The organism is Actinoplanes teichomyceticus ATCC 31121, from assembly GCF_003711105.1.
In the GTDB taxonomy this organism is placed as follows: Bacteria; Actinomycetota; Actinomycetes; order Mycobacteriales; family Micromonosporaceae; genus Actinoplanes; species Actinoplanes teichomyceticus.
Genome location: NZ_CP023865.1, coordinates 6,968,860 through 6,989,862 on the forward strand (window position 1 = coordinate 6,968,860; position 21,003 = coordinate 6,989,862).

Here is a 21,003-nt window from a genome sequence, read left to right on the forward strand (position 1 = left end):
CCGTCAGACCCCGGCGAGCGCTTCGTCGCCGACCGCCTCGCAGACCTCGGCCGCCATCGCGGCCTGCTCGGCCGCGAGCAACTGATCGACCTGGACGAGCAGGAGCATCCGCTGCTGCTCGGGCAGGTTCGCCACCCGGGAGATCACCCGGGCCTGCTCGGCGGACAGCTCCGGGGCCGGTTCCAGCACGTTGCGGCCGACCCGGGCGACCTCGGCGACCGAGTCGACGATGAACCCGGTCCGGGCGCCGCCGATGATCAGCACCACGATCCGCTGCCGCTCGTCGCGCTCGGTGCGCCCCAGCCCCAGCCGGGTCCGCAGGTCGACCACCGGCAGCACGCTGCCGCGCAGGTTGACCAGACCCTCCACGAACTCCAGCGACTTGGGCACCCGGATCAGCGCCTCCGGCACCCGGATGATCTCCTGCACCGCGTCGACGTCGACCGCGTACTCCTCGTCGTCCAGCCGGAACACCACGAACAGCTCCTCGTCGCCGCGCCCGTCGTCGGCCACCTGGATCGGCTGCGTGCTCATCTCCTGGTCGTCCTCCCGGTATCCGGCGAGCTCGTCGCGCACCTCGGGTGAGTCGAACATCCGGTTCACGCTGAGCACCGAGACCAGCCGCCTGCCGTCCTCCAGCCGGCACACCGACTCCACCTCGGTCACCCGGCCCGCCCCGGCCACCACCGCGGGCAGCGGGGCGACCAGATGGTGCGGCACCCGCAGCACCTCACGCACGGTGTCCATCACCACCCCCACCACGCCGCCGGCCAGCGACACCACGACGATCCGGTTCTGCGGCTGCAACGGGGTCACCGGCAGTCCGAAGACCTGCCGCATGCTGACCACCGGCAGCAGCCGGCCGCGCAGGTCGATCACGCCGAGCACCCGGCTGCCCGCGTTCGGCACGTGGCTGACCGACTCCGGGGCCTGCACGATCTCCTGCACCTGGTCGATCGGCAGGGCGTACTCCTGGCCCTCGACCGCGAAGCTGACCAGCTCCAGGGTGTCGTCGAGCTCGCCCTCCGGCTCGGCGGCGCCGGCCGTGCGGGCGGTCACCTCGCGCCCGCCGGCGCCCCGCTTCTCGGCCAGCCGGGCGAACTGGCTGCCGATCAGCCGGTCCACGTCGAGCACCGTGGTCATCTCCCCGCCGTCCGACTTGATCACCCCGACCAGCACGTCGGAACGGAGGGTCGACTGCACCGCCTCGGCCGGCTCGACCGCCTGCGGATCGATGCTGATCACGCTGGCCACCCGGTCCACCACGAAGCCGAGCGGCACCCCGCCGTCCACCACGATCACCCGGGTGGTCTCGTCGTGCGCCGCCGGCGCCATCGAGCAGCACAGCCGCAGACTGACCACGGGCAGCACCCGGCCGCGCAGGTTGGCGAGCCCTTCCAGGGACGGTGGCCCGAGCGGAACCTTCACCACCGCCGGCATCCGGATGATCTCCTGGACCCGGCGCATCGGGAAGGCGTACCGCTCCCCCGCCATGTCGAAGGTGACGTAGTCCGCGGTGTCCTCGTCGAGCTCCGCGACGTCGTCGATGCCGGCGCTCATCAGCTGGTGCCTCCCGCCGGCTAGGCCGCGTTCTGCAGCTCGTCGGCCAGCGCGGCGATCTCCTCGACCGCGGCGGCCAGTTCCTCGGCTCCCTGGGCCTGCTCACGCGCGGCGGTGGCGGCCTGCCCGGCCAGTTGCTCGGCCTGGTTCGCGGACGAGGCGATCTGCCCCAGACCGGTCTTGACCTCGCCCAGCACCTTGGCGATCGAGTCGGCGCCCTCCCGGACCTCCACGTTGCCGCTGCGCACCTGCTGCATGTCGCGTTCGATCTCGTCCAGCCGGGCGGTGGTGGACTTGGCCGCCTCCACCTCGGCCAGCGAGAGCCGGCTGGTCTCCTCCAGCGCGCCGCGCACCTCGACGACCCGGTCCTGCACCGCCTTGACCAGGTCCTTGATCCGGTCGGCGTTGTCGGCCGAGTCGCGGGCCAGATTGCGGATGTCGGTGGAGACGACCGCGAACCCCTTGCCGAACTCGCCGGCGCGCGCCGACTCCACCGAGCCGTTCACGGCGAGCATGTTGGTCTGGATCGAGACGTTGGCGATGGCGTCGACGATCTTGTCGATCCGCCGGGAGATCTGCTCCAGCTCGGTGACCCTGCGGACGTTCTCGATGCCCTCCCGGGCGGCCCGGCCGATGGCCTCGATCATCGAGTTCACCGCGTCCTTGTTGGTCGCCAGGAGCTCCAGGATCGCGTCGGAGCGCTCCACCGCGGTGGTGCCCCGCTCCGCGGACAGCTGCGCGCCCCTCTCGATCGCGGTCACCGCCTCGGCGGTCTGCTCGCCCTTCTCGGCCGCCGTCCGCGCCCCACTGTTGATCTCGTTGATCGCCACGTTGATCTGGCCGGCCGCCCGGTTGATCTCCTCGACCGCCGCGGACAGCTGCTCCGCCGCCGACGCCACGTCCTCCGCGCTCTTGGCGATGTCGGTGCTGCTGCGCAGCGTCTCGGCCACCTCGGCCAGCGCCTCGGCGGCCTGCTCGCTCTGGCGCAGCGCCTGCGACTGCTGGCTGACCGTCTGCAGCGACTGCTCGCACGCCGCGGACTGCTGCTCGGCCGCCGCGGCGATCTCCTCGGACCGCTGCCGGGCGCTGCCGGCGGAGCGTCTGGCCTGTTCCGCCGCGCCGGCCATCTCCATCGCGCCGGCCATGATCGAGCCCATGTCGGCCCGGATGGTCTCCAGCTGCGTGGTGATCGCCTTGCCCTTGTCGGCCTCGCCCCGGGCGGTCTCCGCGGAGGTCTGCACGGCCGCCGCGATGTCGGTCACCGAGTTGCGCACCTCGTCGATCAGATCCCGGATCTGCCTGGCGCTGCGCTCGCTGGTCTCGGCCAGGGTACGGACCTCGTCGGCCACCACGGCGAAGCCCTTGCCGTGCTGGCGGGCCCGCGCCGCCTCGATCGCGGCGTTCAGCGCCAGCAGGTTCGTCTGGTCGGCGATGTGCGCCACGGTCTTGACGATCTCGCCGATCTCGTCGGCCTGCTTCTCCAGCTCGGTGATCGTCGCGACCGAGTTGGTCTGCCGGGCGGACGCGCTCTCGACGTTGGTCAGCAGCCCGACGATCCCGGTCCGGGTCTCGTTGAGCAGGGTCTGCAGCACCTGGCTGAGGTCGGCGACCTGACGGGTGGTGGCCTCCTGGCGGCCGACCTGCTCCTCGATCTGGTTCACCGCGGCCAGGCTCTGCTGGGTGGCGCCGGAGGCCTCCTCAGCGCCCGCGGCGATCTGCTGCATCGACTCGGTGAGCTGGCGCGACGCCTCGGCGGCCTCCGCGTTCTGCGCGGAGATCTGCGCGGTGGCCGTGGCGATCCGCTCGGCCGCCTGCTGCTGCTTGGCGACCGACCGGGCCTGTCGCCGGGTGGCGTCGCCGTCCGCTGCCCGGGCGGTCCGGGCCGGCGCCGCGGCCCCCGGCCGGGCGGTCCGTCCGATTTCGGGGGAACGTCCGCTGGCGGTGCTGGTGAGGGGCATGGGTGGTCTCCCGTCTGAGTCCGGTCGATCCGGCGCGGCGCAGGGTCCCGGAGCCGTGCTCGCCTCGATCTCCCCGGGACGTGCGCCGCACCGTGGTCGCCGGGCTCGACACCGTCTCCGGCCAGGAAAATCGTGGCACTCACGGGAACAGCTACGAGCATCTATTGGCCTACTTCAATGCAGCCGGGTGCGGGTTTGCCGGGCGCGCGGGTGGGCACTCCGGGACGAGGCGAGACACCGGAGGTGCACGATGAGCGAATCACCCGTCGAGGACGAGATCGTCGGTACCGACTACGCGGCCGACGCGGTGCGCGAGCCGAATTCGTACCGGGCGGACCGGGGCTCCGCGGAGGACCCCGGGCTGTCCAGCACGATCGCCGCCGGCACCGACCCGGAGGAACTGCGCAACGGCGGGCCGGCCACCGGGGGCGTGATGACGACGACCGGCGGGACCGCCGGGCCGGCCAGTTTCCCGGACCGGCCGCGGACCGGCCCCGGCGTGGCCAACACCACCACCGGCGACGCCACCACCGGGGCCCTGCACACCCCGGCCGACCAGTACACCAGCGACAGCGCCGGCTGATCCGTCCGATACCGTCCGGACCCGGGCCGCCGCGAACCGCGCGGCGGCCGGGACGGGCGGGAGCGGCATGCGGGCGCTGGTACAGACGGTCAGCCGGGCGAGTGTCACGGTCGACGACACGGTCGTCGGCGAGATCACCGACGGCCTGCTGGTGCTGGTCGGGGTCACCCACGACGACACCCCGGCGAAGGCGGCCGAGCTCGCCCGCAAGACCTACGAGCTGCGCATCCTCGATGCCGACCGGTCAGCGTCGGACGTCACCGCGCCGCTGCTGGTGGTCAGCCAGTTCACGCTGTACGGCGACGCCCGCAAGGGGCGCCGCCCGACCTGGAGCGCGGCCGCCCCCGCCGAGCTGGCCGAACCGCTGGTCACCGCGTACGTGGAAGCGCTGCGCGCCCGGGGAGCGACCGTGCAGACCGGGCGTTTCCGGGCACACATGCTGGTGGAGAGCGTGAACGTGGGACCCCGCACGATCCTGCTGGAGCTCTAGAACAGGCCCCGGCGGCGGGCCGACTGGCGCAGCCAGCTGTCCAGTTGAGCGGTCCAGTCCACCTGGTCCACGGTGGCGTAGTCGACGTCGAAGCTGCCGAACGCGTCGTGACCCTCGGTGAACAGGCCGCCGCGCTTGTCCGGCTCCAGCACCACCTGCAGCTTGCGCGGCGTGGGCAGGAAGGTCAGCTCCAGCTGGTTGATGCCGCTCGCGTACTGCGCCGGCGGGTAGAACTCGATCTCCTGGTAGAACGGCAGCTCCTGCTCGACGCCGTAGACCCGGCCGCGCTCCACATCCGCCCTGTGGAAGCGGAACCCGAGCCGCAGCAGCGCCTCCAGGATGCGCTCCTGCGCCGGCAGCGGGTGCACCTGCACCGCGTCCAGATCGGACTTGTCCACCGCGCGGGCCACCTCCAGTTCGGTGGCCAGGCCCATCGTCATGCCGTGCAGGTGCTGGCCGTACACCTCGGTGATCGGCGTCTGCCAGGGCACCTCGAAGCGGAACGGCACCTCGTGCCGGGCGCCCTGCTCCAGCCGGAACGAACCGGTCAGCCGCTGCCGGTGGAACTCCTGATCGGTCTGGTACTCGTTGTCGCCGCTCTCCACCTCGACCCGGGTCATCAGGCCGATCGCGACATACTCGACGTCGACCGGGTGGTCGCCACCGAGAATGTGCACCCGACCCTCCAGCGAGCCGCCGGGACGGCAGTTCGGGTTCGTCAGCACGGTGTCGACGGACGGGCCGCCCACGCCGAGCGCCTGCAACATGCGCTTGAAGACCACGATGATCCCTCCTCGGCCAGCACATTATCCCGGAGCGACAACCGCGAAGCGTCCCTTTCACCCGAGCTTGTCGGCTTGCCGGGCTCAGGGTTCTCCCTGATTCATGCCACCTGGACGCTGGCCTCACCTCCGCTTAACGCGGATGCGACGAAGCTTCTCGGCACCGGCACGGATGTGGCTGGCAGGCACGAGAGCGGGGAGGGGACTCAAGTGGTCCTGGAGACGAAGGCGATGGTTGAGGACATCATGGCCGGCACTGTCGAGCCGGAGGCCGACCTGACGACCGGCGACGCCGAGCCGCTGGCCGACCTCGACGCGACCGACGAGCGGGGCGTCTCCGCCGACCTCGTCCGGGCGTACCTCAACGGCATCGGCCGCACCCGCCTGCTCACCGCCGTCGAGGAGGTCACCCTCTCCAAGCGGATCGAGGCCGGCCTCTACGCCGAGGAGAAGCTGCCGTCCGCCGGCGCCGACCTGGCTCCGCTGCTGCGGATCATCGTCGCCGAGGGCCGGGCCGCGAAGAACCACCTGCTCGAGGCGAACCTGCGGCTGGTGGTCAGCATCGCCAAGCGGTACACCGGTCGCGGCATGGCCTTCCTCGACCTGATCCAGGAGGGCAACCTCGGCCTGATCCGCGCGGTCGAGAAGTTCGACTACACCAAGGGCTACAAGTTCTCCACGTACGCCACCTGGTGGATCCGCCAGGCGATCACCCGCGCCATGGCCGACCAGGCCCGCACCATCCGCATCCCGGTGCACATGGTCGAGCAGGTCAACCGGATGGTCCGGGCCCGCCGCGACCTGGCCGCCCAACTCGGCCGGGAGCCGAGCATCACCGAGATCGCCACCGCGATGAGCGTGCCGGAGTTCCAGGTGATCGAGCTGATCTCCTACGACCGGGAGCCGGTCAGCCTGGACCAGGCGGTCGGCGAGGACGGCGAGAGCGCCCTCGGGGACTTCGTCGCCGCGGTCGACCCGAACCAGCCCGGTGAGGGCGTGGCCCAGGGCGAGCTGCGCAACGAGGTGGAGATCGTGCTGGCCACCCTGACCGAGCGGGAGTCCGCGGTGATCCGCCTGCGCTTCGGCCTGGACGACGGCCGTCAGCGCACCCTCGACGAGGTGGGCCGGGAGTTCGGTCTCAGCCGTGAGCGGATCCGCCAGATCGAGAAGGTGACGATGCTGAAGCTGCGCGACCCGGAGCGGGCCTCCCGCCTGGAGGCGTACGCGGTCTGAGCGGGTCCGGGGCCCCGGCGGTTCGCCGGGGCCCCGCGCTATGCGCTGCGCAGACGTCGGGCGCCGGTGTCCGGGCGGACCCTCGGGTCGCCGAACTCGACCGCCGCGTGCAGCACCGAGAAGCCGTCCGGCCGGGTCAGCACCGGGTTGAGCAGCAGCGACCGCACCCGCGGCTGATCGTCGGCGAGCCGGCCCACCCGCAGCAGCAGATCGATCAGCGCGGTCCGGTCCACCGGCGTCGACCCGCGGTACCCGTGCAGCAGCGGGGCCGCCCGCGGCTCGTCGACCAGAGCCTCGGCGGCCCGGTCGGTCAGCGGCGCGGCCCGCCACGCCAGGTCGCCGAGCAGCTCGCTGGCCACCCCGCCCAGGCCGAACCCGACCACCGGGCCGAACGCCGGGTCCTCGACCACCTCGATCACGCACGCCACCCCGGGCGCGACCATGGTCTGCACCAGCACCTCCGGGCCGAAGGTGGTGGCCAGGTCGCGGTAGGCGGCGCGTACGTCGTCCTCGTCGGCCAGGGCCAGCCGCACCGCGCCGAGGTCGATCCGGTGCCGCAACCCACCGCCGGCCGCCTTGAGCGCGACCGGATAGCCCAGCTCGGCCGCCGCGGCGACCGCCTCGTCCGCGCAGCGGACGAGCGTCGAGGGAACCACCGGGATCCCGTACGCGGCCAGCAGGTCCGTCGCGTTCGTGGCGCTCTCCGCGGCGGCCGGGTCCACCCCGGGCAGCGCCGGCAGGACGCCCGGCGGGCGGCGCAGCCACTCCGCGTAGTTCACCACCCGGGCCAGCGCCCGCACCGCCTCCTCCACCGACGGGTACACCGGCACACCCGGCGGCGCCGGGCCGAAGACCGTCGTCGCCACGGTGGGCTTCTCGCCGGCCAGCGCCACACTCGCCAGCGCCACCGCGAAGTCCGCGTCCTCCTCGGAGAGCTGCTGACCGGGCACGGCCGGCGCGAAGACCACCACCAGGGCGTCCACCCGGTCGTCGACCGCCGCCTCGGCGAGCGCGTCGGCCAGCTCGTGCGCGGTCGCCAGCGGGCTCAGGTCGTACGGGTAGCCCTCGGCCACCACCAGGCCGGCCGCCCGGCACGCCACCTCGGCCAGCGCCGCCAGCGCGGACGAGTTGCCGACCACGGCGACCCGCCGGCCGGCCGGCAGCGGCTGGTGCGCGAGCAGCATCCCGACGTCGAAGAGCTCCTGCACGGTGTCCACCCGGATCACCCCGGAACGGGCGAACAGCGCGGTCACCGCGTGCGCGTCCGGACCGGGCATGTCCCCCGCCAGCCCGGGCGGGCGGGTCGCCGAGGCCACCGCGACCACCGGTTTGACCCGGCTCATCCGGCGCGCCAGCCGGGCGAACTTGCGCGGATTGCCGAACGTCTCCAGATAGAGCAGCACCACGTCGGTGCCCGGATCGTCACGCCAGTACTGCAGCAGGTCGTTGCCGGAGACGTCGGCCCGGTTGCCGGCCGAGACGAAGCTCGACAGCCCCAGGCCGCGCCGGTCCGCCTCGGCCAGCAGCGCCACCCCGAGGGCGCCGCTCTGCGCGAAGAAGCCGACCCGCCCGGCGGCCGGCAGCCGCGGCGCCATGGTGGCGTTCAACCGGATCGCCGGATCGGTGTTGGCGATCCCGAAGCTGCTCGGGCCGATCACCCGCATCCCGGCGGCGTGCGCGGTCTCGATCAGGCTCCGCTGCCGGGCCGCGCCCTCCGGGCCGGACTCGGCGAAACCCGCCGAGCCGATCACCACGCCGCCGGCGCCCGCGGCCGCCGCGTCGGCCAGGGCCTCCGGCACCCGCTCGGCCGGGACCGTGATCACGGCCAGGTCGATCGGGACCCCGGCATCCGCCGCTCTCCGGTACGCCGTGAGCCCGGCCACCCGCTCCGCCGAGGGATGCACCGGCACGATCGCGCCGGTGTAGCCGCCGTCGCGCATGTTGCCCAGGATCGCCGCGCCGATCCCGTGCCCGCTGGCGCTGGCGCCGTAGATGGCGATGCCGCGCGGGGCGATCAGCCGGGCGATCGACCGCGACTCGGTCAGGTGCTCGCGCGACTCCTGCACCTCGCGCGACTTCTCGGTGGGCGCGATCGGGAAGCTCAGGTGCACCACGCCGTCGGCGTACCGGCGCTGCACCTGGTAGCCGGAGTCGCCGAAGACACGCAGCATACCGCCGTTCTCCGGGAGCACCTCGGCGACGAACCGGGTGATGCCGTGCTCGCGCGCCGCGTCGGCCAGGTGCTCCAGCAGCACCGAGCCGATCCCGCGACCCTGCTGGGCGTCCTCCACCACGAAGGCGACCTCCGCCTCCGGGGAGTCCTGGCCGAGGCGTTCGTACCGGCCGACCGAGGTGATCCGGCCGTCCGCGGTGACCGTGACGAACGCCTCCCGGTCGCGGTGGTCGACGTTGACGAACCGCTGCAGGTCGCGTTCCGGGATGCGCGGGTAGGGCGAGAAGTACCGCAGGTAGCGGGTACGGTCGCTCATCCGGGAGTGGAACTCCACGATGGCCGGAGCGTCCTCGGGACGGATCTGTCGCAGGTGCACGGCACTGCCGTCGGCCAGCAGGACGTCTGCGCTGCGCTCCACTTCGCCGCCTTCCTTGCCTCGCGGAGGTCTCCGGGGTGTCCGCCCGCCGCGGGGCGTTGCTCAGTCGCGGGGGTCGTGCGGGTCGAGGCCGTGCAGCGGGAAGACCGCGAGCCGGGCGGCCAGGATGGCGCGGTCCACCGGATCGTTCTCGGTGCCCGGCGACCACGGCTGCACCGGCGGCTGAACGCCGTCGGTCATCGTCTCCGGCACGACCGCGCCGGGGCGGCGCTCGGCGGCCAGCGCGCGCCAGCCCGGCGGGATGGGCAGTCCCGGGTCCAGGGGCGCCCCGCTGGCCACCGCCAGCAGGTGCGTCCAGGCCCGGGGCACCACCTCGACCAGGGCGTACCCGCCGCCACCCAGGGCCACCCAGCGGCCGTCGCAGAGCTCGTCGGCCAGCGCGCGCATCGCGACGTACGCCGCCCGCTGGCCGTCCACCGACAGCCGCAGGTCGGCCAGCGGATCCAGCCGGTGCGCGTCGGCGCCGCACTGGCTGACGATGATCTCCGGGGCGAACGCCCGGACCACCGACGGCACGATCGCGTGGAAGGCCCGCAGCCAGCCGGCGTCCCCGGTGCCCGGCGGCAACGGCACGTTCACCGCGCTGCCCTCGGCGCCCCGGCCGCCGGTCTCGTCGCAGAAGCCGGTGCCCGGGAACAGTGCCAGCGGCGTCTCGTGCAGGCTGACCGTCAGCACCCGCGGGTCGTCGTAGAAGATCGCCTGCACCCCGTCGCCGTGATGCACGTCGACGTCCACGTAGGCCACCCGCTGCGCACCGTGGTCGAGCAGCCAGGCGATGGCCACCGCGGGATCGTTGTAGACACAGAAACCGGACGCCCGCGCGGGCATCGCGTGATGCAGCCCACCGGCCACGTTGACCGCGCGGCGGGCGGCGCCGTGCCAGACCGCGTCGGCGGCCGCGATGCTGGCGCCGCAGATCCGCGCCGACGACTCGTGCATGCCGTCGAAGACCGGGTTGTCCGGGGTGTTCAGCCCCCAGCCCATGAAGAACGGGTCGATCGGGGCCTGGCGTACCGCGTCCAGGTAGTCCGCCCGGTGCACCCGGGTCAGCTCGTCCTCGGTGGCCGGCCGCGGCGTGATCAAGTGCACACCGGGACGCTGCAGGACGCCCAGCTCGCCGGCGAGCGCCATGGTCAGCTCGACGCGCACCGGGTTGAGCGGGTGATCGCCCATGTCGTAGTCGAGCAGCGCCGAGTCCCAGACCACCGCCGTCGTGTCGTCCGCCATGCGGACATGCTCCCACGCCGGAGCCCCGCCGAGGGTTTCCCTCGTCCGTGCGGCCGGTGGCGGGAACGTCGCGGTCGTGTCTCCGGTAGGGTCTCCTGGCACTTGTTCGCGGCGGATGGCCACCCTTCGCAACGCGGTAACATCGCTGCTAGGAGGACCGCATCGTGAACGACCTTGTCGATACCAGAAGTAGGCTGGACGTTCGCCGTAGCCGCTGGGAGGTCGGAGCATGAAGGCGTCGATACACAAGCACGACCTCGTCGACACCACCGAGATGTATCTGCGGACCATTCTCGAGCTCGAGGAGGAGGGCGTTCCTCCACTGCGCGCCCGGATCGCCGAGCGTCTGCACCAGAGCGGTCCCACGGTCAGCCAGACGGTCGCCCGCATGGAGCGGGACGGTCTGCTCACCGTCGAGGGAGACCGCCACCTGGTGCTGACCGAGCAGGGGCGCAACACCGCCATCTCGGTCATGCGCAAGCACCGACTCGCCGAACTGCTCCTGGTCAACGTGATCGGCATGCCGTGGGAGGAAGCCCACGAGGAGGCGTGCCGGTGGGAACACGTGATGAGCGACTCGGTCGAGCGCCGGGTCTACGAGCTGCTGAACAAGCCGACCCGCTCGCCGTACGGAAATCCGATCCCCGGCCTGGAGCAGCTCGGGCTCCCCGAGGACGACGCCACCGACCTGCCCGCGCACGGTGAGCGCAACCTGGCGTTCCCCGGCCTGACCGGCAGCGTCGTGGTGTCCCGGATCTGCGAGAGCGTCCAGACGAACTCCGACGTGCTGCGGCAGCTGCACGCCGCGGGCATCGATCCGGGCACGATCGTGACGGTCGCGCAGGAACGGGACGGCGTCACCATCGACAAGTCGGGTGACAAGATCCGGCTGCCGCGCGAGGTCGCCTCGCGGGTGTTCGTCGCAGCTCACTGAGCCAGCGTCTCCCGGGTTTCGCGGGTCCCGGGCCCCGGAGGGGTCGCGGGCCCCGGGGCCGGCGACCGCTGCGGGGGCGGCGCGTCCGCCGTGCTGCCCGGCGCCCGCTGTCCCGGCCGCCGGCGCGGCGCCCTGGGATCGGCCGCCGGTGCGGCCCTCGGATGGCCGCCGGTGCGGCCCTGGGATCGGCCGCCGGTGCGGCCCTCGAATGGCCGCCGGTGCGGCCCTGGGATCGGCCGTCGGTGCGGCCCTCGGATGGCCGTCGGTGCGGCCCTCGGATGGCCGCCGGTGCGGCCCCGGGAGCAGCTGCCGGTGCGGCCCCGGGTCAGCCGTCGGTCGTGTCCATCGCCTTGGCCAGATCCAGCAGCCGGGCGTTCATTCCGGTGACGGCCGCGGCGCTGGCGCCCTCGGCGAAGGTGAACTTCAGCGTCTGCAGCTGCTCCGCCTCGCTCAGCCAGCCGATCTCCACGGACGGGCCGTGCCCGCCGCTCGCCGCCGTGTTCAGCCGGTAGCCGGCCTTGCCCAGCCCTTTGACCTTCACCGCCTTCTTCGGCATCCGGTCGGCCAGGAAGATCTTGGCGTCCGCCTTGGTCTGCTCCACCACGGAGATCGACAGGTCCGGCCAGGGGCCGTCCACCGTCTGGACCACGCAGGTGGAGGTGTCCTCGACCTGGTCGGCGGCCGCGATCGAGAACCGGACGCCGATCTTCTCCTCGATGAACGCCCAGTCCCACAGGATGCAGGCGCCACCGGCGGAGGCGGCCGGCACCTCGGCGACGGTGACCGGCGGCAGCGCGGCGGGGGCGCGCTGCGGCCTCCCGGTGCAGCCCGACACGGCAAGCAAGGCGACGACGCCAAGCACGGCGGAAACCGTACGCACTAGTGACCCCTCCCCGGCTCGGGGCACACCCTATTGCCCGCCCGGCCGGGAGCGGAAGTGGCATCCGCTTGACACCATCTGTCAAGTAGCGGAAGGATACGGTGGGTGACGAAGTCGGACGCGCTCGCCGAGCAGATCATCCGGCTGCTGGAGACCCGCCTGATCGATCCGCTGGAGATCCTGCTCGACGGGGACGCCGGCGTCGGACAGGTGCGTGAGCGGCTGCACCGGCGCGCCCTGGACTGGGCGACCGTCATCGTGCACGGCTCCCGGCCGGAGGCGGTGCACACCATCGCCCGGCTGATCGCCACGCTGCACACCGACGCGCACGCGTTCGCGCCGCCGGTCGAGTGGTGGCGGACGCCGCTGGGGCAGGCGGTGGTCCGCCGGATCGGGCACCCGTTCGCCCAGTCGGTGTCCTACGCGACCGCCGGCGCCATGCTCGGCATCACCCGGCAGGGCGTGCACGACCTGATCCGCCGGGGCCGGCTGCCCCGGCATCCGGACGGCGGCGTGCCGGTCAGCGCGGTCCAGCAGCGGTTGCTGGAGACGGAATCAGGTCAGGACGAGGAGAACCAATGATCCACGACAGTCTTGTCGACGCGGGGAACGTGCAGATCGCGGTCCGGGACTTCGGCGGCGACGCCCCGCCGCTGCTGCTCCTGCACGGCGCGGGCGGCAACCTCGCACAGATGACCACGCTGGCCCGCGCGTTGCGGCCGCACCACCGGGTGGTCACCCTCGATCTGCGCGGGCACGGCCGTTCCGCGGACGGCCCGTGGAGCTGGGACGCCGCGCTGGGCGACCTGGCCGCGGTCTGCGTGCAGCTGGAGCTCACGCGGCCGGCGGTGGTCGGGCACTCGCTGGGCGGGATGCTGGCCGCGCTCTGGGGCGAGCGGCACCCGGAGTCGCCCGGCGTGGTCAGCCTGGACGGCAACCCGCCGCCCACCCGTCCGGAGCAGCTGCCCGGACTGGACCGGGAGAAGGCCGAGGCCGAGCTGGAGCGGCTGACCGGGGCCTTCGACATGATGCAGGCCGCGGCCGGCCAGACGGTGGAGGCGGCCGAGCTCGCCGACCTGGTCGAGCGGCAGCAGATGGCCGCACGCGACATGGGCGCCAACGAGAAGGTGTGGATCGAGGGCTTCCGGCGCAACATGGTGCACGGCAAGGACGGCCGGACCACGTTGCGCCCCAGCTTCGAGACCACGACCGCGGTACGCGCCCTGATGAACGAGCTCGACCTGGCCCCGGTCTACGCCGCGACCACCTGCCCCGAGCTGCTCGTGCTGGCCACCCGGGACCTGCCCGAGCAGGAGCCGTTCGCCGATCTGTACGCCGCGCACCGCCGGTTCCTGCTCGCCCAGGCCCAGGCGGCGCCGAACCTGCGCTATCTGCAGCTCGCCGACGCCTCGCACGCCATGGTGATCGAGCAGCCGGCGGTACTGGCCTCGCTGATCACCGGCTTCCTGGACGAGCACCGCTGAGCGGCTCGGCGGCATGGGCGGCGGCCAGGCCGACGGCCAGCGCGCCGAAGACGCACAGCAGCCCGTTCCGGACGCCGACGTGCTCGGCGAGGAACCCGATCAGCGGCGGCCCGGCCAGGAAGGCGCCGTAGCCGATCGAGCCGGCGACCGAGACCCGCATGGCGGCCCGGACCGGGTCGTCGGCGGCGGCGCTCATCCCGATCGGGAAGCCGAGCGAGGCGCCGACCCCCCAGAGCAGCGTTCCGGCCAGCGCGAACGGAACCGAGCCGGCGAAGACGACGAGCAGCAGCCCGGCCACGGCGCAGCACGCGGTCAGCCGCAGCACGCGGACCCGGCCCCAGCGGTCGGTGGCCGCTCCGCCGTACATCCGGCCGAGGGTCATCGCGCTGACGAAGACGCCGAACCCGATCGCGCCCACCGCCTCGCCGGCGTGGTAGCCGTCGACCAGGCTGATCGCCAGCCAGTCGTTGGCGGTGCCCTCGGTGAACCCGAAACCCAGCAGGATCAGGCCGATCAGGACGGTCCGCGGCTCGCGCCAGGCCTGCCCGGCGGTGAGCGCCGGCCGTGCGCCGGGCTCCGGCTCGACGTGCGGCAGGAAGCGGCGGACCACCGCGACCTGGACCGCGACGATGGCCGCGGCGGTGAGGTAGAGCTGTGCCCCGACCGGCACGCCGATCGCCGCGGTGAGCGCGCCCAGCCCGGCGCCGCCCACCGTGCCCAGGCTGAAGCCGGCGTGGAAGCGCGGCATGACCGTCCGCCCCAGCCGGCGTTCGACGTCGGCCGCCTCGACGTTCATCGCGATGTCCCAGGTGCTGGTGCCGAAACCGCAGAAGAGCAGGCCGAACCCGGCCACCCCGACCGACCCGGCCAGCGTGCCGGTGGCCAGCAGGGCCAGCCCGGCGGCCATCGCCACGCCGCCGGACAGCACCGAGCGGGCCGGACCGATGCGCTGCACCAGCGGGCCGGCCAGCGGGATGGATGCGACCGAGGTGGCGGTCATGCAGAGCAGCAGCAGGCCGAATCCGGCGGTGGAGAGCTCCAGCGCGGCGCGGATCGCCGGGGCCCGGGCCAACCAGCCGGCGATGGCGAGCCCGTTCATGGCGAACGTGATGCCGAGGGCGGTTTTCGCGGAGCTGACCCGGGCGGGCTGGAGGTCGAGGCTGGTCACGACGTCAACTTACACGTTAAAGCAACAATCGTGACCGGGCTTTCTCCGCGGGCCGGACGGCCGGACGGGTGATCATGGTGGGCGCAGGCCCGGCAGCGGGGGCGTTCCGGGCACATCCCACAATGGGCATTGGCGACACGAACGCGCCGGCTGCGCCGAGCGCGTCGATGGATACGGAAGGAGGGCGACATGGGCCGGCCCGAGGAACTGCAGGCGGAGGCACGATCCGTGCTCGCGCTGCTGGAGCCGCTCGGACCGCTCACCCCGACCGGCAGCTACGTGTCCGGGCTGATGGTCTGGCGCGACCTCGACGTGATGCTGCTCGGCGGCCCCGGCTTCGCCCCGGCCGACGTCCTGGCGCTGCTCGGCAAGGCGGTCGACATACCGGGCCTGACCGGTTTCTCCTACGCCGACGAGCGCGGCGACCGCTCCCCCACCGGTGAGAAGCGCGATGAACGGTTCCGGGTCACGCTGACCGTCGGCGAGTGGCGGATCGACCTGTCCATCTGGTTGCACGACGACCACGCGAACGTCAGCGAATGGCACCGTGAGCTGGCCGGCCGCCTCACCGATGAGGAGCGCCAGGCGATCCTGGCGATCAAGAACATCTGGCACCAGCGTCCGGAGTACCCGGACGAGGTGAGCGGCTTCGACATCTACACGGCGGTCCTCGAAGGGGTCCGCACCGCGGTCGAGTTCGGCGTCTGGCTACGTGAGAACCCCACCAAACGCTGAGCCGCCACGGGCCCGCCACGCCCACGACGGCGAAGACCCGGGCGGGCGGTACGCAGCAGCGCACCGCCCGCGGCGAACCGGCCGGAAGCGAGGCCACCACAGGAGGCACGCGCGCCGGTTGTCACCCGATCGCTCGATCCCGGACACCGATACGGGCGCCGGGTACCGCCCGCTACGGCAGGACGAGTTGCATCAGCAGGCCCTCAGCGGTCACCAGCAGCGTCTGGGCGTACGTGACGGTGGCCGCGCCCGGAGCGTGCTTGATGCCCTACGCCCGCGTCTGCAACTGGGCGACGAGGCCGGCCAGGGCGGCCTCCTGGTTCTGCACCAGGAGGCGGTCGCCGGGCCGGTCGCGGAGCGCGTAGGCGATCCGGCCCCGCCGGGTGGGCTTCCCGCCATCGAAGTCGGTCTTGGCCGGTGAGCGGCCGTCCCGGCGCAGCCACGCGGCGGCAGCGTCGGGTGCGGCGAGGGCGCGCAGCGTGTGATCGACGGCCTCGACGACACAGTGCGCGATCTTCGAGGCCGCAGCCGCGCCCTTGCGCTCGACGTCCTCCCAAGCGCCGATCAGGAAGTCGGCGATGCTGGGATCGATGGCTCGCAAGGCCGCGTGCAGCTCCGTCCGGGCGGCGACCGTGCCGGCGTGCCACGGCTCGACGACCTGTGCGCCGATGTCGCCGGCGAGTTCCTCGGCATCACCGTCCTCGGTGGCCAGCAGCAGGTCGCCGCCGATGATGCCGCCGACGACGCTGCCCGCGGCGGCCGACATCCGCAGGCGATGAGCCGTCGGCTTCAGCGCGGTGTAGCGCTGCCACGCCCGCGCGGTCCGCGCGGTGGCCCGGTCCACGGCTGCGCCCGGGATGCTGACCGCCAGCCTCTCGGCCAGGCCGGCGGCCACGTCGGTGCGCGCGGCGAGGACGCCGAGCAACGCGGGCGGGACGCCGGGCAGCCGCACGTCGGCCAGGCGGGCCACGTTCGACCGGGTGAGCAGCGACACCCGCCACGTCTCCACGCCGGTGCCGGGGAAGACGGCGCGGGCCAGTCCGGCGGTCGCCGACAGCTGCGACCGGTGCGACGCCGCCGGGGTGATCCGATCAAAGAGCTTGAACTGGTCGACCGCCAGCGACGCGGCGTTCGGCATCGCGGCCCGGCTGATGTCCCGGATCATCCGGTCGAGCCGCATCACGTCGGCCAGGACGGGATGCGTGGCGCCGCCGGCGAGAGTAGCCAGGGCCGTCGTGCGCACATCCAGCACCGGGGGCCTCACCAGGTTCGGCAGGCTTGCCGACAGCCGGTTCAGGCCGATGGCTGACCGCGAGACCTCCTGGATCAGGCGCATCCGGGCGCCGGCGCCGAAGTCGTAGCCGCGCAGCACGGAGCCGATGGCACGCTCGGCATCGCGCACCCGGCCGGCGGCGGCACGGATCTCGCCCGGGCTCGGTGCGACCCGGCGTGCCGCGGCCCCGGCCGGCTCAGCCGCCTCGGCGACCGCGTCGCCGGTGAAGTGGTCGGCGTACCCCGGCTCAGGCGGTACGCCCGGGTCGACCGACGCGTCCGGTCCGGCCTCCGGATCCGGCTCCACGTCCTGGAACGACATGAGTTCCTCCTGGCACGTGTCCCCCCGGAGCAGATCGCTCCGGGGGGACCCCGGTGGTGTCAGAACCCGCTCGCCGAGCCGCGCTGGTCGTCTCGGCTCAGTCCCCCGGAGGGGACCCGGCGGAGACGGCCGGTCAGCTGCAGCCCGAGGTGGAGCCGCAACCCTCGCAGACGTAGCAGCTGCCCGCGCGGCGCATCTTGGTGCCACAGGTGAAGCAGAGCGGCGCGTCCGCGGCGTGCCCGGTGACCAGCTCCAGCAGCTCGGTCGAGGAGCCCGCGGTGGCCGGCGCCGCCTTCTCCTCGGCCGCCGCCGGGGCCGAGCCACCCGCCGACGCCTTCGCCTCGGCGACCGTGACGGTGGACGAACCCGCCGGGGTGGCGACCGGTGCGGAGGCGGCCATGCCCGCCAGGTCCACCCCGGCGGCCTCGGCGGCCGCCTCGGCCTGCGCCTGCGCGGTCCGCTCCTTCGCGGTGAAGATGCCCAGCTCGGAGCGGGTCTCGTAGGGCAGGAAGTCGAGCGCCAGACGCCGGAAGATGTAGTCCATCACCGACGATGCCATGCGCACGTCCGGGTCGTCGGTCATCCCGGCCGGCTCGAAGCGCATGTTGGTGAACTTGCTGACGTACGTCTCCAGCGGAACGCCGTACTGCAGGCCGATCGAGATCGCGACCGAGAACGCGTCCATGACGCCGGCCAGGGTGGAGCCCTGCTTCGACATCTTCAGGAAGACCTCACCCAGGCCGTCGTCCGGGTAGGACGAAGCGGTGAGGTAGCCCTTGGCGCCACCGACCGAGAAGGACACCGTCTCGGACGGGCGCTTCTTCGGCAGCCGCTTGCGGATCGGGCGGTACTCGATGACCTTCTCGACGACCTTCTCGACCTCGGCGACGGCCTTGTCGGCAGCCTCGGTCCCGGCCGGCTCGGACTTCTTCTTGGCGGCCGACAGCGGCTGGCCCACCTTGCAGTTGTCCCGGTAGATCGCGAGCGCCTTGAGGCCCAGCTTCCAGCCCTGGTAGTGAATCTCCTCGATCTCCTCGACGGTCGCCGTCTCCGGCATGTTGACCGTCTTGGAGATGGCGCCGGAGATGAACGGCTGCACCGCGGCCATCATCCGGACGTGACCGATCGGGGCGATCGACCGCTCACCCATGGCGCAGTCGAAGACCGCGTAGTGCTCCGGCTTGAGGCCGGGCGCGTCCACCACGTTGCCGTGCTCGGAGATGTGCTCGACGATCGCCTCGACCTGCTCCTCGGGGTACCCGAGGCTGCGCAGCGCGCGCGGCACGGTCTGGTTGACGATCTGCATCGAGCCGCCGCCGACCAGCTTCTTGAACTTGACCAGCGCCAGGTCCGGCTCGATGCCGGTGGTGTCGCAGTCCATCATCAGGCCGATGGTGCCGGTCGGGGCGAGCACCGACGCCTGGGCGTTGCGCCAGCCGTTCTTCGCACCGATCTTGTTGCCGGACTGCCACTGCTTGGTGGCCTCGCGGACGATCTCGGTGGCGACCGGGCCCTGCGGGCGGATCTCGTCGTTGGCGGCGGCGTGCTTGCGCATGACGCGCTGGTGCGCCTCGGCGTTGCGGGCGTAGCCCTCGTACGCGCCGACGATGCCGGCCAGCTCGGCCGAGCGGCGGTACGCCGTACCGGTCATCAGCGAGGTGATCGCCGCGGCGACGCTCCGGCCGCCCTCGGAGTCGTACGGCAGGCCGGACGCCATCAGCAGCGCGCCCAGGTTCGCGTAGCCGATGCCGAGCTGGCGGTACGCCCGGGTGGTGACCCCGATCTTCTCGGTCGGGAAGTCCGCGAAGCAGATCGAGATGTCCATCGCGGTGATGACGAACTCGACGCTCCTGACGAACTTCTCCACCTCGAAGCCACCGTCGGCCCGGAGGAACTTCATCAGGTTCAGCGACGCCAGGTTGCACGACGAGTCGTCCAGCGACATGTACTCCGAGCACGGGTTGGACGCGGTGATCCGGCCGGTCTCGGGGTTGGTGTGCCAGTCGTTGATGGTGTCGTCGTACTGCAGACCCGGGTCGGCGCACTCCCACGCGGCCTGGGCGATGTCGCGGAACAGCTTGCGGGCGTCGATGGTCTCGATGACCTCGCCGTTGAGCCGGCCGCGGAGGCCGAACTCGGCGCCCTGCTCGTAGGCCCGCATGAACTCGTCGCTGACCCGCACCGAGTTGTTGGCGTTCTGGTACTGCACGCTGACGATGTCGGCGCCGCCCAGGTCCATGTCGAAGCCGGCGTCCCGCAGCGCGCGGATCTTGTCCTCCTCGCGCGCCTTGGTCTGCACGAACTCCTCGATGTCGGGGTGGTCCACGTCGAGGATGACCATCTTCGCGGCACGCCGGGTGGCGCCACCGGACTTGATGGTGCCGGCGCTGGCGTCCGCGCCGCGCATGAAGCTGACCGGGCCGCTCGCGGTGCCCCCGGAGGACAGCAGCTCCTTGGACGAGCGGATCCGGGACAGGTTGACACCCGAGCCGGAGCCGCCCTTGAAGATCAGACCCTCTTCCTTGTACCAGTCGAGGATGGAGTCCATCGAGTCGTCGACGGAGAGGATGAAGCACGCGCTGACCTGCTGCGGCGACTTGGTGCCGACGTTGAACCAGACCGGCGAGTTGAAGCTGAACACCTGGTGCAGCAGCATCCACGTCAGCTCGTGGTCGAAGACCTCGGCGTCGGCCGGGGTGGCGAAGTAGCCGTACTCCTCACCGGCCTTGCGGTAGGTCTGGACCACGCGGTCGATCAGCTGCTTCAGCGACCACTCCCGCTCGGGCGTGCCCACCGCGCCACGGAAGTACTTGGTCGTCACGATGTTCGCGGCGTTGACGCTCCAGAACGACGGGTACTCCACGCCGCGCTGCTCGAAGTTGATCGAGCCGTCCCGCCAGTTGGTCATGACGACGTCGCGGCGCTCCCACTCCACCTCGTCGTACGGGTGGACGCCTGCCGTCGTCCACACCCGCTCCACACGCAGCCCCCCGGCCGCCGCGCCGTTGCCGCCATTCGCCCGGCTGCGCTGGCGACCTGCAGTGATGCCGTCTCCGGCCATATGGATGTGCTCCCCCTCGTAGGTACTGCTGACAGGTGTAGCTCTGTGGTGGTGCAGTGTGGCCGGGTTCTCAGCCGTTGATCTTGGGTGCGCGGCCCGGACCGGACCGCGGCGCGACGGTGTGTCGCGTCCCGGCTTCCCGGACGGGTGGCGCCTCGCGAAGCGCGGCGATCTCCTTCTCGAACTCGTCCAGCGAGTCGAAGGACTTGTAGACGCTGGCGAACCGCAGATAGGCGACCTGGTCGAGTTCACGCAACGGCGTGAGAATCGCCAGGCCGACCTCGTGGCTCGGGATCTCCGCAGCGCCTCGCGCCCGGACGGTCTCCTCGACGCGCTGCGCGAGCAGAGCGATGGAGTCCTCGTCGACGGGGCGGCCCTGACAGGCCTTCCGTACCCCACTCATGATCTTCGTCCGGCTGAAGGGCTCGGTCACGCCGCTGCGCTTGACCACCGCGAGCACCGCCTCCTCGACCGTGGTGAAGCGTTTGCCGCACTCCGGGCACGAGCGGCGCCGACGGATCAGCTGACCGTCGTCGGCCTCGCGCGAGTCGACGACGCGCGAATCCGCGTGCCGGCAGTACGGGCAGCGCACCGCGATCTCCCCCTTCAGCCCCCGCCCGGCGACTTCCAGACACGCCGAAACACAGCCTCACCCATGCTGAGCATCGGCGCGGCTGTGAACGAACCTGTGGAAAACCGGGGAGA

17 protein-coding genes are annotated in these 21,003 nt (G+C 72.4%); 7 read left to right on the forward strand and 10 right to left on the reverse strand.

The window, feature by feature from the left end; all coding sequences use genetic code 11:
- Positions 1-3 precede the first annotated feature (3 nt).
- Both ACTEI_RS30545 and ACTEI_RS30550 read right to left on the reverse strand, forming a co-directional pair.
- Positions 4-1,560: a chemotaxis protein CheW gene (locus ACTEI_RS30545; RefSeq protein WP_122980803.1), complete on the reverse strand. Its 1,557-nt coding sequence runs from the start codon at positions 1,558-1,560 to the stop codon at positions 4-6.
- A gap of 20 nt (positions 1,561-1,580) precedes the next feature.
- Positions 1,581-3,518 carry a methyl-accepting chemotaxis protein gene (locus tag ACTEI_RS30550; protein ID WP_122980804.1) on the reverse strand — a complete coding sequence of 646 codons (1,938 nt, stop codon included), beginning with the start codon at positions 3,516-3,518 and terminating at the stop codon, positions 1,581-1,583.
- Between the two features lie 250 nt (positions 3,519-3,768).
- On the opposite strand from ACTEI_RS30550, the gene ACTEI_RS30555 reads away from it, so the two are divergent.
- The gene (locus tag ACTEI_RS30555; protein WP_122980805.1) at positions 3,769-4,101 is read left to right on the forward strand and encodes a hypothetical protein; all 333 of its coding nucleotides are present in this window, start codon (positions 3,769-3,771) and stop codon (positions 4,099-4,101) included.
- 67 nt (positions 4,102-4,168) lie between these two features.
- Complete coding sequence (gene dtd / locus ACTEI_RS30560) at positions 4,169-4,591, forward strand: D-aminoacyl-tRNA deacylase (protein WP_122980806.1); 423 nt, start codon at positions 4,169-4,171, stop codon at positions 4,589-4,591.
- Here the strand turns inward: dtd and ACTEI_RS30565 are convergent.
- A complete protein-coding gene (locus tag ACTEI_RS30565) occupies positions 4,588-5,373 on the reverse strand; it encodes a sporulation protein (protein WP_122980807.1) in 786 nt (261 codons plus the stop codon). The genes dtd and ACTEI_RS30565 overlap by 4 nt on opposite strands.
- A gap of 246 nt (positions 5,374-5,619) precedes the next feature.
- On the opposite strand from ACTEI_RS30565, the gene sigB reads away from it, so the two are divergent.
- Positions 5,620-6,606, forward strand: coding sequence for an RNA polymerase sigma factor SigB (gene sigB, locus ACTEI_RS30570; RefSeq protein WP_122982511.1), 987 nt, complete (start codon positions 5,620-5,622; stop codon positions 6,604-6,606).
- Between the two features lie 38 nt (positions 6,607-6,644).
- Here the strand turns inward: sigB and ACTEI_RS30575 are convergent, their stop codons facing one another.
- Both ACTEI_RS30575 and ACTEI_RS30580 read right to left on the reverse strand, forming a co-directional pair.
- Positions 6,645-9,197, reverse strand: a complete 2,553-nt coding sequence (locus ACTEI_RS30575) for a bifunctional acetate--CoA ligase family protein/GNAT family N-acetyltransferase (protein WP_122980808.1) — start codon at positions 9,195-9,197, stop codon at positions 6,645-6,647.
- 60 nt (positions 9,198-9,257) lie between these two features.
- The gene (locus ACTEI_RS30580; protein ID WP_122980809.1) at positions 9,258-10,442 is read right to left on the reverse strand and encodes an acetoin utilization protein AcuC; all 1,185 of its coding nucleotides are present in this window, start codon (positions 10,440-10,442) and stop codon (positions 9,258-9,260) included.
- A 229-nt stretch (positions 10,443-10,671) separates the two neighbouring features.
- Here ACTEI_RS30580 and ACTEI_RS30585 point away from each other — a divergent pair, with 229 nt between their 5' ends.
- Positions 10,672-11,376, forward strand: a complete 705-nt coding sequence (locus ACTEI_RS30585) for an iron-dependent transcriptional repressor DtxR (protein WP_122980810.1) — start codon at positions 10,672-10,674, stop codon at positions 11,374-11,376.
- Positions 11,377-11,701: 325 nt separating this feature from the next.
- Here ACTEI_RS30585 and ACTEI_RS30590 read toward each other — a convergent pair whose 3' ends face one another.
- Complete coding sequence (locus ACTEI_RS30590; protein WP_239082099.1) at positions 11,702-12,238, reverse strand: hypothetical protein; 537 nt, start codon at positions 12,236-12,238, stop codon at positions 11,702-11,704.
- Between the two features lie 123 nt (positions 12,239-12,361).
- Here ACTEI_RS30590 and ACTEI_RS30595 point away from each other — a divergent pair, with 123 nt between their 5' ends.
- Positions 12,362-12,838 carry a hypothetical protein gene (locus ACTEI_RS30595; RefSeq protein ID WP_203723541.1) on the forward strand — a complete coding sequence of 159 codons (477 nt, stop codon included), beginning with the start codon at positions 12,362-12,364 and terminating at the stop codon, positions 12,836-12,838.
- Positions 12,835-13,740 (forward strand): alpha/beta fold hydrolase, encoded by a 906-nt coding sequence (locus ACTEI_RS30600; protein WP_122980813.1) that lies wholly within the window; start codon positions 12,835-12,837, stop codon positions 13,738-13,740. The genes ACTEI_RS30595 and ACTEI_RS30600 overlap by 4 nt, the downstream gene beginning before the upstream one ends.
- Here the strand turns inward: ACTEI_RS30600 and ACTEI_RS30605 are convergent.
- Positions 13,712-14,908, reverse strand: coding sequence for an MFS transporter (locus ACTEI_RS30605; protein WP_122980814.1), 1,197 nt, complete (start codon positions 14,906-14,908; stop codon positions 13,712-13,714). The two genes, ACTEI_RS30600 and ACTEI_RS30605, sit on opposite strands and share 29 nt — an antisense overlap.
- A gap of 189 nt (positions 14,909-15,097) precedes the next feature.
- On the opposite strand from ACTEI_RS30605, the gene ACTEI_RS30610 reads away from it, so the two are divergent.
- Positions 15,098-15,643 carry a hypothetical protein gene (locus tag ACTEI_RS30610; protein ID WP_122980815.1) on the forward strand — a complete coding sequence of 182 codons (546 nt, stop codon included), beginning with the start codon at positions 15,098-15,100 and terminating at the stop codon, positions 15,641-15,643.
- A 268-nt stretch (positions 15,644-15,911) separates the two neighbouring features.
- On the opposite strand, the gene ACTEI_RS30615 is transcribed toward ACTEI_RS30610, so the two are convergent.
- The 3 genes from ACTEI_RS30615 to nrdR form a co-directional block, all read right to left on the reverse strand.
- Entirely contained in the window at positions 15,912-17,237 is a 1,326-nt protein-coding gene (locus ACTEI_RS30615) for a hypothetical protein (RefSeq protein WP_122980816.1), read from the reverse strand.
- A 133-nt stretch (positions 17,238-17,370) separates the two neighbouring features.
- On the reverse strand, positions 17,371-20,298 hold the full coding sequence (locus ACTEI_RS30620) for a vitamin B12-dependent ribonucleotide reductase (RefSeq protein ID WP_122980817.1): 2,928 nt from the start codon (positions 20,296-20,298) through the stop codon (positions 17,371-17,373).
- Positions 20,299-20,368: 70 nt separating this feature from the next.
- Complete coding sequence (gene nrdR / locus ACTEI_RS30625) at positions 20,369-20,890, reverse strand: transcriptional regulator NrdR (RefSeq protein ID WP_122980818.1); 522 nt, start codon at positions 20,888-20,890, stop codon at positions 20,369-20,371.
- Positions 20,891-21,003: the final 113 nt, after the last annotated feature.

Bases quoted from the DNA above. Each gene is read 5' to 3' on its own strand.
- ACTEI_RS30545 (WP_122980803.1), bottom strand. From the start codon at position 1,560: ATGAGCGCCGGCATCGACGACGTCGCGGAGCTCGACGAGGACACCGCG.
- ACTEI_RS30550 (WP_122980804.1), bottom strand. From the start codon at position 3,518: ATGCCCCTCACCAGCACCGCCAGCGGACGTTCCCCCGAAATCGGACGG.
- ACTEI_RS30555 (WP_122980805.1), top strand. From the start codon at position 3,769: ATGAGCGAATCACCCGTCGAGGACGAGATCGTCGGTACCGACTACGCG.
- dtd (WP_122980806.1), top strand. From the start codon at position 4,169: ATGCGGGCGCTGGTACAGACGGTCAGCCGGGCGAGTGTCACGGTCGAC.
- sigB (WP_122982511.1), top strand. From the start codon at position 5,620: ATGGCCGGCACTGTCGAGCCGGAGGCCGACCTGACGACCGGCGACGCC.
- ACTEI_RS30580 (WP_122980809.1), bottom strand. From the start codon at position 10,442: ATGGCGGACGACACGACGGCGGTGGTCTGGGACTCGGCGCTGCTCGAC.
- ACTEI_RS30585 (WP_122980810.1), top strand. From the start codon at position 10,672: ATGAAGGCGTCGATACACAAGCACGACCTCGTCGACACCACCGAGATG.
- ACTEI_RS30600 (WP_122980813.1), top strand. From the start codon at position 12,835: ATGATCCACGACAGTCTTGTCGACGCGGGGAACGTGCAGATCGCGGTC.
- ACTEI_RS30610 (WP_122980815.1), top strand. From the start codon at position 15,098: ATGGGCCGGCCCGAGGAACTGCAGGCGGAGGCACGATCCGTGCTCGCG.
- ACTEI_RS30615 (WP_122980816.1), bottom strand. From the start codon at position 17,237: ATGTCGTTCCAGGACGTGGAGCCGGATCCGGAGGCCGGACCGGACGCG.
- ACTEI_RS30620 (WP_122980817.1), bottom strand. From the start codon at position 20,298: ATGGCCGGAGACGGCATCACTGCAGGTCGCCAGCGCAGCCGGGCGAAT.